Here is a 13,969-nt window from a genome sequence, read left to right on the forward strand (position 1 = left end):
CGTCAGGCCTCCTTCTCAAGCACCCGTGCTGACGCGGCGCTCGGGTTGGGGTCAAATATCTTTCGGGCCAGCAGGAGCGCACGCACTAGCACCCGTTGGAGCGTTCGCGGCAGCGGCGCGATGGTCATGTCCATCGGCGCAAGCGCTGCGGCGAGGTCGACCGGATTGCGCGGCGCGCCGCTCGCATCGGTCCTGCCGTTGTTCGCCAGATCGTACATCGTGCGCAGGAAGCGTTCGAGTTCTGCGCCCGGCGTGGCGGTCGTCACGAAGACCGTTTCGATGGAGAGTGGATTGCGGAAGCCATGCGGCGTGCCGGGTGGAATCGTAATCTCTTCTCCCGGTCCGAGCAGCCGCTTGCCTGCTTTCCCGAGATCGATCGCCAGCGCGCCGGAGTCGTCCGCGAATGTCTCGGCCATCGTCTCGTGAACGTGAAGCGGCGCTCCCGCTGCCTGAGCCGGCAGAGTGCAGCGGAACACCAGCTCGTCCCCGTCGCCCGAAAGCGGCGATGACCAGAAATGTATCCGGTCGCCGGTCACGGAATTGATGATCTTGCGGTCCACGAGTCGCTCCTGTCACTGTTTGGTGACACTGTATTTGTCACCGTTCAGTGACTTCCGCAAGGGCTTTTGTCACCGATCGGTGAAAAACCTTGCGCGAGAGCCTCTCCCGACCTATCCGGTGAGGCAGGAAAGGCATGAAAATTGAACACAGCCCCGTCATCGCCAAAGGCGACGCGCGACCGCGCCGCAACCGAACGCGCGATCCTCGACGCCGCCAAGCAGGTGCTGGTCGAGCAGGGCTTCACATGCTTCGGCGTCAACGCGATCGCGCGCGCCGCAGGCTGCGACAAGCAGCTCATCTATCGCTATTATGGCGGCCTCGACGGGCTGGTGGACGCGCTCGGCACCGAGCTATCGCACCTCTTCGGGGAGCAGCTGGAGTTCGAATCGTCCAGGCCGTTGGAAAACTATGGCGAGTTTGTCGAACAGATGCTGCTCGCGCTCTTGCGCACATTCCGTGCGTCCGATCTGCTTCTCCGCATCGCGGCCTGGGAGATTCTCGAGCCCTCGCCAATCACGCGCAGGCTCGCCGAGACGCGCGGCGCGGCGCTGATGCACTGGGTCCGGTCGATGCGCGGCGACCTCGAGCCGCCCGAAGAGATGGATTTCGGCGCGATCAACGCCATCCTGATCGCAGCGGTACAGCATCTGGTCCTGTCCGCCCACGCCACCGGAGGCTTTGGTGGCGTCCCGCTTGACAGCGACGCTGACTGGAAGAGGATCGAAGCTGGTCTGGTCGCGATGGTACGGGCGATCTATCCGCCGAGCTCGCTGGGAGGATCCTGACCATGACCCTTCGTCATTGCCGTGCAGGGGTGATGCGGGGCGCGAGCGCACGCCAGCCTACTCATGCAGTCACCCGGCGGATTGCCAGGCCGCTGAATCCTGCTGCGCGCCCAAGTCCATCCATGCAGCAACAGCACCAGTTGGAGACGACTCCATGCAGCTAGACGATCTGCTGCAGCGCTATTTTGCCACCACCGACCTGTCTTGTGTCGCTCCCGACACTTTTGCAGCCGGCATTGAGCACTGCCGGGTCGATCTCGGCCTTGAGGAGGACCGGGGCAAGCGCTTTGCACTGTGGTTGTTCCTGCACATGTTCGGGTCCGCCCCCGATCTCGATGTGGCGTTCAAGAGCGAGGAAGACCGGGAAGCAGCCCGCAACTTCATGGATCTCCTGGCGGCATCGGAAGGCGATGGGGTGAGCTGATTGCAGCGGGATCATGTGACCCTTCTGACCCGCACCCGATACCCATCCGGCTTTTGTCGCGAACAGTCCTGAATCAGGTCAGCTGAGGACAGCAACCCGTTCCTTTGCCGGCCGTGTTGGCAGCTGCGCTGCCTGCCCGCACCACCCGTCAAGAACAGGTTCCCCTTGGCCAACAGACGATGTCTGCTGGCCTGCGGTGCAGTCCTCCCATGCCCTGCTTCTTAGGCAAGTTCGCAAGCCGGAGATGGTCTCCGGTTTGAGGAACTGAAGGAACTTTCATCATGACCAATATCGCAATCCTCACCGGCCGCGTCGCCCGCGATCCCGACACCCGCGAGACCAAGGGCGGCACCAATGTCACCGGGATCACCGTCGTCACCGATCGACCGCTGCGCGACAAGGACGGCAAGACCTACAAGGACGAGAACGGCTACACCGCCAAGGAAAGCGAGTTCCACCGGGTGACCTGCTTCAACGGCCTCGCCAAAACCGTCGGGCAGTACTGCTCCAAAGGCCAGCTGGTATTGGTCCAGGGACGCATCCACTACACCCAGTGGGAGGACAAGGACGGGGTCACGCGCTACGGCACCGAGATCCTCGCCGACAAGGTCGACTTCCTCTCGCGCGGCAACGGCTCGGGTGACGAGAACGACAACACCGACGCGCCCGAAATCGACTGAACTCTCCGATCGATCCGCACCGAAGGGGGCCCTGTCCAGGTCGGACAGGGCCCCTCTTTTCTTTGGGCAGCAATCGGGCCGGCGCTTCATTGCGCCGGTCCAGCCTCTGCTCAAATTGGGATCATTGCGTCATCTGGAATGTGTGCGGCGCGCGCATTGATCTACCTGACTCGACTTTGATCGCAAGCTACGGGACGCGCATCGCTGCCCGATGTGGTTCACCCCCACCACAATTTGCAGGCGATATGACGATGATCAACAAGGCGATGGGTCTGCTCGAATGGGCAATGCTCGTCCTCCTCTCAATTCTGTGGGGCGGCTCCTTCTTCTTTATCGAGGTGGCGCTCAGCGACCTGCCGCCATTCACGCTCGTGTTCCTGCGGGTCAGCCTCGCAGCTGGCGTCCTCTATCTGGTCGTGCGCGCCACGGGCGCGCGCATGCCGCGGGATTGGCGGGTCTGGTCGGCCTTTGCGGCGATGGCGGTGCTCAACAATGTCGTTCCCTTCTCGCTACTCACCTGGGGTCAGACGCAGATCGCGAGCGGGCTGGCCGCGATCCTCAACGCCACGACACCACTCTGGACGGTTGTTGTGGCGCATGCGCTGACGTCCGACGAAAAGCTGACGGCGGGCAAGATCGCCGGTCTGGCGCTCGGCTTCTTGGGGGTGGTGCTGATGTTTGGCACCGCTGCGCTGGATGGGCTCGGATTGGCCGGGCTCGCGCAGATCGCATGCCTCGTCGCGACGCTGTCCTATGCTCTGGCCGGCATTTACGGGCGGCGGTTCCGCGCGATGTCCGTGGCGCCGCTGGCGACCGCCTGCGGTCAGCTGACCGCAGCCGCCATGATGCTGCTCCCGGTCGCCTTGCTGGTCGACGAACCGTGGCGGCTCGCGCCGCCCGGCACCGAGACCTGGGCGGCGATCGGCGGGCTGGTCCTGCTCTCGACCGCGGCCGCCTATGTCCTCTATTTCCGGCTGCTCGCGACCGCTGGCGCGACGAACCTGCTGCTCGTGACCTTCCTGATCCCGGTGACCGCCATCCTTCTCGGTGCTTTCGTTCTGGGTGAAGCTCTCGAGCGCGAACACTTGCTGGGAATGGCCTTTATTGCGGCCGGGTTGATTGCGATCGATGGCCGGGTGGCGAGGGCTGTCCGGCGCCTCTTCTCCGGAAAAAAGGACTCCACCGATCCGGAGTATTTCCAGGGGCGGGACATCTAGACTGCGCCCGTGCCGATGGCGCCTTTGGCGAACCGGTCTCGACCCTGAGCCGAAGCCGGGTCGAGACCGGTTGAGCGCTCAGAGCTGCGACACCCAGGCGTCGATCGCACTCGCAGTGCGGTCGAGCACTTCGGGCTGGTCGTAATAGCTCAGATGCGGCGTGTCGCCGTCCCACAGCAGCGTCTTCCTCGTGGAAGGCATCGCCTCGAAATGCCGGCGGGCAGCATCCGGCAGAAAGCTGTTGTCGCTGTGAATCAGGAGGTAGGGCTTGGTCAGCATGCGGGCCGCGCTGATCGATTCATAAGGGAGCAGGTCCGCGTCGCTCATCACGGCATAGCGGTTGTCCCACAGGCCCTTGTCCGCCCAGACGTGGTACCATTCCCAGACGAACTTGCCGGGCATGCCGACATTCATGTCTGTCTCGTCCACCGCCGGGACGTAGTCGATTTCGCCCGTGGCTTCATACTTGGCCTTCGCGGCCTGGCCCTGTGCGAGGCGTGCGGCATAGCCCTCCTCGGTCAGCCATTCGATGTCGCCTTCATGATCGCGGTACTGCCCCGCGAGCGTCACTCCGGCCTTGATCGTGTCGTCTTCCGCGACCGCGCGCAGCATCTCCGAGCTGCCCTGGCAGATTCCGAGACCGATCAGGCGGTCGGGGTTCACCCCGGGCTGCGCGCGAAGGAACGCCGCTGCGCTGATGATGTCGGCCACCTTGTGGAAGGGGTTTTCCCAGGCGCGCGGCTCGCCGCCGCTTTCGCCGCGATAGCGGGTGTCGAAGGCGAGCGCTGTATGGCCCATCGCTGCAAGGCGGCGGGCATATTGCGTTGGTGCCTGCTCCTTCTGGAAGGTCATCGGCCCGATGATGACGAAGGCGGCGCTGTCGGGCCGTGATACGGCAGGGGTGTAGAGGTCGCCGACAAGCGAAACGCCGGGCTCGGCGCTGTCGAAACGAACCTTGGTGATGCTGGAATTGGTCATGGCTTGCTCCTCGAACTGAAGTGGTAAGGAGCTTTTGCCCATGGCATCGAATTCGGGATTGAAGGGTGCTCGGAAGTTTTTGAACGATCCTGCTATTGCGCCAGACCATAGGCGCGCGGCGTCATGCCGGTGAGGCGTTTGAAAATACGGGTGAAATGGGCCTGGTCGGCAAAGCCGCAGGCGAGCGCGATGTCCGAGAGCGGACGGCTCTGCTCGCCGAGCATGCGTTTGGCCTGCTCGACCCGGTAGTCCATGACGAACTGGTAAGGGCTGTCGCCAATCACTTCCTTGAACAGACGCGAGAAATGCGCCGGGCTGAGCCCCGTGACACGCGCCATCTCCTCGATCGAGATCGCGCCGGCGAAGCGCTCGGCCACGAAGTCGAGCACGCGTTTGTAGTGGCTGGCGGTGAAACCCCGGCTGAAGTCGAGCGCTTCGCTGCGCAGTTCGCCATAACGCTGGACGAGCTTGACGAGGAAGATGCGCGCGAGCGATTCGTACATCACCTCGGACCCCGTCGCCCGGTTTCTGAGAGCCTCGAGCAGCATGACGCCCGACTGGCACAGGTCTGTGTCGAGCGCCTGCGGCGTATCGCGCAGCTGGCGCGCTCCGAGCACCAGTCCGAGCTCGCTCGTCGCGAAGCGCTCGAGCATCGCCGGCATGATCGTGATGACGATCACCCTGGACTTTTCGTGCCATTGCCATCCGCTGCGGATTCCGGCGGGCGTCAGCACGATCTCGCCCGGCTGGTAGGTGAAGTCGCGGTGCGCGTCGTCGCGCCAGTTCTCGACCCGCATCGGCGTCTCGCGCAGATTAAGCAGCAGATGGTGCTGGGTGAAAACTTCATGCGGCATGCGCGCCGGTTCGGCTTCGAAATATTCGAGGTTGAGGAGCTCGGCCGCGCGTGGACGCACGACGTCGAAGCTGCGCAGGAGCGCCTCGGATGGGTAGATGTCCTGGTAGGTTACCACGATGTGGGACGATCAGACGCGGCTTCGGGCATGCGTGACCCGACGCCGATGGCTGCACTCGGGCGCAGCTGCCGACCCTCCGTCAAACGCCACCCGATGCTCTGCGATAAGGCGCGGACGCGAGCCAGGCGATCACGTCCGCCGCGCTCCGGTCGGGCGGGAAGACCGGATAGAAGACTCTGGTGATCGTCCCTTCATCGATCACCATGGTCAGGCGCTTGAGCAGCGTGGCACCTGCGACATCCATGGTCGGAAGCCGGAGCGCGGAAGTGAGCGCAAGATCGGCGTCGGAAAGCAGCGGAAAGGGCAGGTGAAGCCGCTCCGCCGCTTCGCCCTGGTCGGCGGTATCCTGCGTCGAGATGCCGAAGAGATGATCCACCCCGAGCCTGCGCAAATCAGCGGCATGATCGCGAAACGCGCACGACTGCGGCGTGCAGCCTCTTGCGCCGGGGATCATGTCCCACCCGTCGGGAAGCGCGACGCCGGGCTTGCCCGTCATCGGATAGCAATAGGCGACGGTCCGCCCGCCGAGCGCCGCAAGCGCGATACTGGTCCCATCGGTGGCTGTCAGCGCCACATCCGGAATGCGCGCTCCGCCGAGATGGTTCGCCGCGCCGTCGTCCTGCGGTTCCGGCAACGAATGCCAGTCGACTTCCATCAGATTCGCCATGTTCACCGCTCCCGGACCACAGGGCATATCTAGTCGAATTCGCCTGTCACGACAGCATCTTCTGCGTTGCCATATCGACCGGACGACCTCTTGCGTTGCCGAAAACCGCAAAAAAGCAGCGCTGTCCGATCCGCACAGCAGACCGACCTCAACGCATTCAAGAGACGGATACCGAGGGTGATGAGCCGGTGTCCGCTGCGTCAAGGACGTGCAGGGCCCCACCATTTTGAACGCACCGGACCCGGTCCGGCCCGCACAAAATCGTTTCCCCCGCCGCCGCTGGCGCGGTCGCCCAGGGGCGATCCTCTGACCCTGCGACCAGCAGCCCATCCGCCTTCCTCCAGTCGCCTTGCGACGCAACTCAGGAGGAAATCATGGCTACACGTGCACGACTTCAAGCGAATACGGAAAGCTACTTCGCAGCGCTGGCGCTCGCCGAACAGCGCGCCCTGCACAGCTTCTTCGACCAGCATGTGATCCAGGATAAATGCCGCGGCTATATCGCTCTCGACGAGGGCGACTACAATGCGCTTCCAGCGCATCTCGCCGCGCGGGTGGTGCACACCGTTCATGGCGCGATGCTCGACGAATTCTGATTCGTCCCTTTGGGGCGGGAGCCGCATGCGGCTCCCGCCCTTCCTTCCTGTCCGCAGGTCATTTCGCCCGCGCTTGTGCGGTGCGGGGCTGTGGACGCGCTCGGTCCCGCGCCGCCGTCCGGCGGCGCTCCTGCGGGCGCGGCCTTTTTCGTTCCGGGCCCCGCGCGCACGCCCGACCGGCACCGGGTCGGACCGGCGCGAGGCTGGCGGGATCGACAGGTCCCGATCCCTGGCCTCGCACGCGCTCCTCGGCCGCCGCCTCTTCGGGGGTGCGCATTTTCTTGCAGGGCAGCGGCGACACGCGCTGCCGGTCCGGGGCGACAATTCCGGTCGGTCGAGATTGTCGCTCCCTCCGCGCGCCGCCGCTGCGCCAGAAGCCTCCGCAACAGGCGGTCGCTGGCCGCATCCATCCAACGCTTGCGGAGACACGCCATGGACGCGGTTCCCGACCCTATTCGCCCCCGGTTCCTGCGCACGCCCGACGCCGCGGTGCATCTCGGGCTCTCGCCGCGTACGCTCGAGAAGCATCGCTGCTACGGGACGGGTCCGATCTATCACAAGCTCGGCGGTCGGATCGTCTATCGGCCCGAGGATCTCGACGCCTGGGCCGAACAGGGCCTGCGCCGCTCGACCAGCGATCCGGGCAAGGGCACCGTTCATCCCGCCAAGCGGCTCGACGGCTACACCCCGCCGGTCCGGCGCTGAGTGATCTGATGCCGCCGATCAGATCATCTTCCCCCGATGAGACGCCGCTCCTGCGCTTCACCGGCGTCGGCGGCGACATCGCCGTACGCGATGCGCAGGACCTAATGGCCTGGCCCTTCTTCAGTCTCGCCAAGTCGAAGCGCGTGCGGCCGATCGACTTTCGGATGGGCGAGGTTTCGATCCTCGTCGAAGCGACGCCCGAGCACGGAATGGCGACGATCTGGGATGCCGACGTGCTGATCTGGATCGCGAGCCAGCTGGTCGACGCCCGCGATGCGGGGCGCGCCACCTCGCGGCTGATCCTTGCGACGCCGCACGAAATCCTGACCTTCACCCGGCGCGGAACCGGCAAGGCGAGCTACGAGAGGCTGCGGGCGGCGCTCGACCGGCTGCAGTCGACCAGCATCGCGACGACGATCCGGCAGCGCGGCGCGCGACGTCGCCACCGCTTTTCCTGGATCAACGAATGGCGCGAGATCATCACCGCCGACGGGCGGGCGGTCGGCATCGAGATGATCATTCCCGACTGGTTCTACGAGGGCGTGCTCGATCGCGCACTCGTGCTGACGATCGACCCGGGCTATTTCGAACTGACCGGCGGCCTCGAGCGCTGGCTCTACCGCATCGTGCGCAAGCACGGCGGACGGCAGTCCGCCGGCTGGAGCTTCGAGTTCGCGCATCTGCACCGTAAGTCTGGCGCGCTCTCGCCGCTCAAGCGCTTCGCCTTCGAACTGCGTGCGATCGTACGGCGCCAGGCGCTGCCGGGCTACCGGCTTACGCTCGAGCAGCATCACGGACGCCCGGTCCTGCAGTTCGCGCCCACCCAGCCCGACCTTGCCGAGCTCGCGCTGCGCCGCCTCGCCCGCCGCCCTGTGGAGAAACCGGTGTGATGCTCGGACGATCAGGAACCGCAAAGCTCGGACGATCGGGAACCGCAGGCTCGGACGATCGGGAACCCGGATCTGCGACAAGCGGCTGGAATCCCGAGGCTTTCTTGCGCCTTAACAGTGCTAACAGGGAATCCTTCGGATTCCTGCTAACCGAGCCGCGCCCGTGTATGGCGCGCGGCGGACCGCCTGCGCCGCCGCTGCAACAGGACCGATCCGGCGAGGGGCCGCTGACCCATGTCACGCTGCTCTGGCGCGAGGGCGAACACGAGGACTGGCTGCGCTTCGGCAAGCCGGTTGCCGGCCGGATCATCGACCGCAGGCGCCGCATCGAGAGCTATGCGCCCGGACAGGTGTTCGCGCTCGTGCGCTGGGCGTCGAACGCTTATGGCACCGTGCGCTCGACGCTGAACATCGTGCGCGCGGTCGGGCGCGGCGAGGGCTTCACGACGCTGCCGCAGGTCGACCCCGGGGGCGAGTTGCTGCTTGCAGCCAGGGGCTGGGCGAAGGTGCGCGCCGTATTGCAGGCGATCGATGCGATCGAGGCAGCGGGCTACGATCCATGTCTCATCGCGCCCGATCACTGGCGCCATATCGGTAACCGGCTCGCCTGCGGCATGCCGCCGCGCAGCTATAGCGAGCACCGTCACCGCGCCTGGCTGCTGCGCCGCAGGCTGCAGCCATGAGGCGGCGGACTGCTGTCATCACCGGCGTCATCGCCAGTGCGACGCTCGCAAGCGCAGCGTTCCCGCTCGCGCAGGTGCTGGTCTGGAACACGACGGCCAGCGTGCCCACGGGGCTCTACCGCATCGAGCGCGCCGACGATCTGCAGATCGGCGACCGGGTCGCGATTGCGCCGCCACCGGCACTGCGCACGCTTCTCGCCGAGCGCGGCTATCTGCCGGCCGGCGTTCCATTGCTGAAGGAGCTCGCCGCGACCGAGGGTCAGACCGTCTGCCGGACCGGTCTGGCGATCACGATCGACGGCGCGCAGCGCGCGCTGGCGCGCGAACACGACAGGCTGGGGCGCGCGCTGCCGAGCTGGGCGGGCTGCCGCACGCTGCAGGCAGATGAGATCTTTCTCCTCAATGCGAGCGCGCCCGACAGCTTCGACGGACGCTATTTCGGACCGCTCGAGCACGACGCGGTGATCGGCCGCGCACTTCCCGTCTGGACCGACGAGGCGGGCGATGGCGCGCGTATCTGGTTCGCCAAACCCGCACTTCGGCTTCCACCACCCCGCAACCAAGGAGAAGACCAATGACTGCCATCGGCACCTTCCACACCACTCCCGAGGGCTTCGAGGGGCGGCTACGCACGCTCACGCTCGATGTCCCCCTGACGATCGTCGCGGAGCACCCGGGCGACAACGACAAGGCGCCGACCTTTCGCGTGTTCGCGGGTGAAGGCGATGAGACCTACGAGGTCGGCGCGGGCTGGACCCATGTCGGCGAGAAGGCAGGAGAGTTCATTGCGCTCGTGCTCGACGATCCAGCGCTGCCATTTTCGCTGCGCGCCAACCTCTTCGCAGGCGACGACGGCGCGCATATTCTCACCTGGACGCGCCCCTCGCGGCGCAAGGCAAAGGACTGAGCGATGTGCCCCCGCTTGCGCCGCATCGCGCTGTTCGGGGTGCTTGCGCTTGCAGCGCTGGCCCCCGCGCATGCCCAGCCACCTGCAGAGCAACCGCGGCCTGCGCGCATCGCGATCGCGGCGCATGTAGAGGAGGCCTCGCGACGTTTCGGCGTGCCCGCGCACTGGATCTGGGCTGTCATTCGCGCCGAGAGCGCCGGCCAGGTCCGCGCGGTCTCGCGCGCCGGAGCGATGGGGCTGATGCAGCTGATGCCCGGCACCTGGGCGCGGCAGCGCGCGCTCTACGATCTGGGCAGCGACCCGTTCGATCCGCGCGACAACATCCTCGCGGGCACGTCGTACCTGCGCGAAATGTACGACCGCTACGGCGCGCCTGGCTTTCTCGCCGCCTACAATGCGGGACCGGGGCGCTACGAGCAATGGCGCGCGGGACGCCGCAGGCTCCCGCGCGAAACACAGCTCTATGTCGCGCGGCTTGCACCTGAGCTGCGGTTGGACCGCCTGTTCGCGGCAGCCGAAGCGTTCCCGCAGAGCCGGCCAATTGCAGACGCGCGTGCGCGCGGCGACGCCGCCGAAGCGCAGCCGGCACGCGACGGCGACGATGCTTCGGGCAATCCGTTCGCGCTCCCGGCGCAGCCGACGCACGATCTCTTCGTCGCCGTTTCGACCGCGGTCGATCCGTGAGCGACCTGCTCCTGGCACCTTCGGCCATCTGGGATCGACGGCCCAACTCAGCGGGAGTAGGGTCCGGAAGGGAGGAAAGGGGGGATGGCAAGATAAAAGCACCGCCGTCGGCCGGGGTGCAGGTGGTTGGTTTAGCTGGGGAATATGCGCCATCACTGCCGGTCAGGCGCCGTCGCTGGCACAGGAATTGCCCGCCATTTCAGGGCTTCGGGCGACGGCAAGACGTGTTTTGAGCATGGCGGACGACGATTTCGATGTTCGGCCGGGACGGAGCCGCGACCAGGGTGCGCGCAGCTATCGCAGGGCAAAGAGCCTCGTCGGGCGGGTACAGCAAATCGGCCGGCGCAGCGGGCGGGCGCGCCGGAGCCTGATCGGCGGCTCGGCGCGCGGAACCGGACGGTTCGGCCGCGGCCGGCATGCGGCCATCGCTCGCCGGTCGAGGCGGTTCCAGCGGCGGGTGATCGTCAAGGCGCGCGTGGTCCGCCATCGCGGCGCGCGCTTCCGCTCAGCACCGCTTTCGCGCCATATTGCCTATCTCTCCCGTGACGGAGTGACGCGCGATGGCGCTGACGGGCGGATGTTCGACGCGCGCAGCGACCATGCGGACGGCGAAGCCTTCGCGGCGCGCTGCGAGGACGACCGGCATCATTTCCGCTTCATGATCTCGCCCGAGGATGCGGCCGAGATGAGCGATCTGAAGGCGTTCACCCGCGAGCTCGCCAGCGACATGGCACGTGACCTCGGCACGCCGCTCGACTGGGTCGCGATCGATCACTGGAATACGGCGAGCCCGCATGTCCATATGCTGGTGCGCGGCGTTGCAGAGGACGGCGGCGATCTCGTGATCGATCGCGGCTACATCAGCAGCGGGCTGCGCGCCCGCGCCGAAGAGCGCGTGACGATCGAGCTCGGACCGCGCAGCGAACGGGAGATCGAGGCGGCGCTGCGCAGGGAGGTCGATGCCGAACGCTGGACCGGGCTCGACCGGCGACTGCAGCGTCTGGGAGGTGATGATGGCCTCATCGATCTCCGGCCCGAGGCGAGCCGAAGCAACGGCCGCGACACGGGCTTTCTGATCGGCCGGGCGCAGACGCTCGAGCGGATGGGTCTGGCCGAGCGCATGGGGCCTGCCAGCTGGAGACTATCCGGGCGGTTCAAGCCGACGCTGCGTGAGCTTGGCGAGCGCGGCGATATCGTCAAGACGATACACCGGGCGATGGCGGCGCATGATCTCGCCGCCGCGCCCGACCGGCTCGTCCTGGCGCCGGCAACCGGCATGGCGGCGGAGGCCAGGATGGTCGAGGGGCGGCTGATCGAGCGCGGGCTTCATGACGAGCTCACCGGCGAAGCCTATGCGATCGTCGATGCGACCGACGGGCGCACGCACTATCTGCGCTTTCCCGAGCTCGAGCGGACCAGCGACGCCGCACCGGGGGCGATCGTTTTGCACAGTCGCTGGACCGATCGGAAAGGACGCGACCAGGCGAGCCTGCTCGTGCGGTCGGACCTCCCGATCGAGCGACAAATCACCGCACACGGCGCGACCTGGCTCGATCGCCAGCTGCTCGCACCACTTCCGGACAAGACGAATACCGGTTTCGGAGCGGAGGTCGGCGCCGCGCTCGACCGCCGCATCGACTGGCTCGCCGAGCAGGGTCTGGCCACGCGGCAGGCCGGACGCGTTGTCTTCGCGCGCAATCTGCTCGCAGGGCTGCGCGAAGGCGAACTGCGCGAAGCAACGCAGGCGATCTCGGCACGGCTCGGCTCCGAGGCGCGAACGGCCGGGCCGGGCGATACGGTCGCCGGCGTCTATCGCGAGCGGCTTTCGCTTGCTTCGGGAAGGTTCGCGCTGATCGATGGTGGCATGGGCTTCCAGCTCGTCCCGTGGCGGCAGGATCTCGAACGGCATCTGGGTGCGGAAGTCGCCGGCCGGATCAATCAACGCGGCGGGATCGACTGGAGCTTCGGGCGCAGACGCGGCCCCGTGATATAATTGGGCTGCTACGCTTCGAATATTGACAAGCGCACCATATGACGTATATAAACGCATCAGGAGACGCGATATGGCAAGTGCTGCCGTACGACAGATAGGAGCGCCGCAAGGACTTCAGACTTTCGCAGGCGAAGACGACCGGCGTCGCCTCACGGGTGCTGCCGTGAAGGCGGTCCTGCGGCTGGTCGATGCCTGGGGCGTAAGTAACGCCGAGGGCGCGGCGCTGCTCGGTGTTTCGGAGAGCACCTGGGACCGGATGAAGGCGGGCCGCTGGGAGGGCGTCCTCAGCCAGGACCAGTTGACCCGCGCCTCGGCGCTGATCGGCCTGTTCAAGGGGCTCCACCTGCTCTTTGCCAACGATCTCGCTGATCGCTGGCCGCGGCTCGAGAACCGGGCGCCGGTGTTCGACCGGCGCTCGCCGGTCCAGGCGATGATCGAAGGCGGCATTCCGCGCATGCTCGAGGCCCGCCAGTATATCGACGCGCTTCGTGGCGGGCTCTGATCCGGCGAGCGACCTCCCGCTTGCACGCGAGGCTTTCGAACGCACCATCCGGCTCGTCTCGAGCGCGCGGCTGCGCGACGCAGTGCTGGCGCCACTCGCCGACGATCCGGAAGAGCAGGCGATGCTCGCCGAGATCGAGGGCGCGACCAGCAGCCGGCTGATCGCCGAGGAGCGCGGACTGGCGGCGCTCGCCGCCGACGAACTGGTACACGGCGTCCCGCATGCAAAGTTCATCAATGCGAGCTTCGCCTATGCGAAGCCTCGCGAGCCCAATCGCTTCAACCCGGCGACGCGCGGCGCGTGGTACGCCGCGCTCGAGGCGCAAACCTGCATCGCAGAAGTGGGCTTTCACCTGACACGCGCGCTCGCCGATGCGGGCGACTTCGATGCGGTGGTCGAATATGGCGAGATGATCGCGAGCCTGGCGGGGGTGTTCGTCGACCTGCGCGGTAGCCCCGGACATCCGTCGCTCGATCCCGATCCGGCGGCGGGCTATCCCGCCGGTAACGCGCTTGCCGCGCGTGCGCGGGGCGAAGGTCACAACGGAATCATTTACCCATCGGTCCGGCATCCGGGCGGCACCTGCATCGCGGCGCTCTGGCCCAATGTCGTGCAGTCGGTCGTTCAGGGCGCCATGTACCGGCTGACCTGGGCGGGCGAACCCGACTTCACGGTCGAAGCGCTCTAGCGCTCTAGCCGCGCCTTTCCTTTTCTGCGCGCAGG

Annotated in this window: 18 protein-coding genes; 14 read left to right on the plus strand and 4 right to left on the minus strand. The window is 66.4% G+C overall.

The genetic code is table 11. The annotated features are described in order from the left end of the window. Positions 1-2: 2 nt before the first annotated feature. A complete protein-coding gene (locus tag K3174_RS03710; RefSeq protein ID WP_221555649.1) occupies positions 3-560 on the minus strand; it encodes a cupin domain-containing protein in 558 nt (185 codons plus the stop codon). A 141-nt stretch (positions 561-701) separates the two neighbouring features. Here K3174_RS03710 and K3174_RS03715 point away from each other — a divergent pair, with 141 nt between their 5' ends. From K3174_RS03715 to K3174_RS03730, 4 genes are all read left to right on the plus strand, one after another. Beyond that, positions 702-1,346, plus strand: a complete 645-nt coding sequence (locus tag K3174_RS03715) for a TetR/AcrR family transcriptional regulator (protein ID WP_221555651.1) — start codon at positions 702-704, stop codon at positions 1,344-1,346. Positions 1,347-1,500: 154 nt separating this feature from the next. Then, complete coding sequence (locus K3174_RS03720) at positions 1,501-1,770, plus strand: hypothetical protein (RefSeq protein ID WP_221555653.1); 270 nt, start codon at positions 1,501-1,503, stop codon at positions 1,768-1,770. A gap of 281 nt (positions 1,771-2,051) precedes the next feature. Then, the gene (locus tag K3174_RS03725; protein ID WP_221555654.1) at positions 2,052-2,450 is read left to right on the plus strand and encodes a single-stranded DNA-binding protein; all 399 of its coding nucleotides are present in this window, start codon (positions 2,052-2,054) and stop codon (positions 2,448-2,450) included. A 251-nt stretch (positions 2,451-2,701) separates the two neighbouring features. Continuing rightward, the gene (locus K3174_RS03730) at positions 2,702-3,667 is read left to right on the plus strand and encodes a DMT family transporter (RefSeq protein ID WP_247711868.1); all 966 of its coding nucleotides are present in this window, start codon (positions 2,702-2,704) and stop codon (positions 3,665-3,667) included. A gap of 78 nt (positions 3,668-3,745) precedes the next feature. Here K3174_RS03730 and K3174_RS03735 read toward each other — a convergent pair whose 3' ends face one another. The 3 genes from K3174_RS03735 to K3174_RS03745 all read right to left on the minus strand — a co-directional run bounded on the left by K3174_RS03735 (position 3,746) and on the right by K3174_RS03745 (position 6,286). Continuing rightward, the gene (locus K3174_RS03735) at positions 3,746-4,645 is read right to left on the minus strand and encodes an alpha/beta hydrolase (RefSeq protein WP_221555664.1); all 900 of its coding nucleotides are present in this window, start codon (positions 4,643-4,645) and stop codon (positions 3,746-3,748) included. Positions 4,646-4,737: 92 nt separating this feature from the next. Then, entirely contained in the window at positions 4,738-5,616 is an 879-nt protein-coding gene (locus K3174_RS17070) for a helix-turn-helix domain-containing protein (RefSeq protein WP_221555666.1), read from the minus strand. A gap of 82 nt (positions 5,617-5,698) precedes the next feature. After that, the gene (locus tag K3174_RS03745; RefSeq protein ID WP_221555674.1) at positions 5,699-6,286 is read right to left on the minus strand and encodes a peroxiredoxin; all 588 of its coding nucleotides are present in this window, start codon (positions 6,284-6,286) and stop codon (positions 5,699-5,701) included. Positions 6,287-6,660: 374 nt separating this feature from the next. On the opposite strand from K3174_RS03745, the gene K3174_RS03750 reads away from it, so the two are divergent. The 10 genes from K3174_RS03750 (at position 6,661) to K3174_RS03795 (ending at position 13,934) form a co-directional block, all read left to right on the plus strand. Next, the gene (locus tag K3174_RS03750; RefSeq protein ID WP_221555677.1) at positions 6,661-6,882 is read left to right on the plus strand and encodes a hypothetical protein; all 222 of its coding nucleotides are present in this window, start codon (positions 6,661-6,663) and stop codon (positions 6,880-6,882) included. A 432-nt stretch (positions 6,883-7,314) separates the two neighbouring features. Continuing rightward, positions 7,315-7,587 (plus strand): helix-turn-helix transcriptional regulator, encoded by a 273-nt coding sequence (locus K3174_RS03755; protein WP_221555679.1) that lies wholly within the window; start codon positions 7,315-7,317, stop codon positions 7,585-7,587. Between the two features lie 8 nt (positions 7,588-7,595). Continuing rightward, positions 7,596-8,477 (plus strand): replication initiator protein A, encoded by an 882-nt coding sequence (locus tag K3174_RS03760; protein WP_221555681.1) that lies wholly within the window; start codon positions 7,596-7,598, stop codon positions 8,475-8,477. 167 nt (positions 8,478-8,644) lie between these two features. Then, positions 8,645-9,160 carry a DUF2840 domain-containing protein gene (locus tag K3174_RS03765; protein WP_221555683.1) on the plus strand — a complete coding sequence of 172 codons (516 nt, stop codon included), beginning with the start codon at positions 8,645-8,647 and terminating at the stop codon, positions 9,158-9,160. Next, the gene (locus tag K3174_RS03770) at positions 9,157-9,738 is read left to right on the plus strand and encodes a S26 family signal peptidase (RefSeq protein WP_221555685.1); all 582 of its coding nucleotides are present in this window, start codon (positions 9,157-9,159) and stop codon (positions 9,736-9,738) included. Before K3174_RS03765 ends, K3174_RS03770 begins: the two co-directional genes overlap by 4 nt. Then, entirely contained in the window at positions 9,735-10,067 is a 333-nt protein-coding gene (locus K3174_RS03775) for a DUF736 domain-containing protein (RefSeq protein WP_221555694.1), read from the plus strand. The genes K3174_RS03770 and K3174_RS03775 overlap by 4 nt, the downstream gene beginning before the upstream one ends. 3 nt (positions 10,068-10,070) lie before the next feature. Then, positions 10,071-10,751: a lytic transglycosylase domain-containing protein gene (locus tag K3174_RS03780; protein ID WP_221555696.1), complete on the plus strand. Its 681-nt coding sequence runs from the start codon at positions 10,071-10,073 to the stop codon at positions 10,749-10,751. Between the two features lie 235 nt (positions 10,752-10,986). Continuing rightward, positions 10,987-12,744, plus strand: a complete 1,758-nt coding sequence (locus tag K3174_RS03785) for a relaxase/mobilization nuclease domain-containing protein (RefSeq protein ID WP_221555698.1) — start codon at positions 10,987-10,989, stop codon at positions 12,742-12,744. A gap of 70 nt (positions 12,745-12,814) precedes the next feature. Continuing rightward, the gene (locus K3174_RS03790; RefSeq protein ID WP_221555700.1) at positions 12,815-13,246 is read left to right on the plus strand and encodes an antitoxin Xre-like helix-turn-helix domain-containing protein; all 432 of its coding nucleotides are present in this window, start codon (positions 12,815-12,817) and stop codon (positions 13,244-13,246) included. Further along, entirely contained in the window at positions 13,233-13,934 is a 702-nt protein-coding gene (locus K3174_RS03795) for an RES family NAD+ phosphorylase (protein WP_221555702.1), read from the plus strand. The genes K3174_RS03790 and K3174_RS03795 overlap by 14 nt, the downstream gene beginning before the upstream one ends. The last annotated feature ends 35 nt before the right edge of the window (positions 13,935-13,969 follow it).

The sequence above is a fragment of the Qipengyuania qiaonensis genome (assembly GCF_019711515.1).
Classification (GTDB): domain Bacteria; phylum Pseudomonadota; class Alphaproteobacteria; order Sphingomonadales; family Sphingomonadaceae; genus Qipengyuania; species Qipengyuania qiaonensis.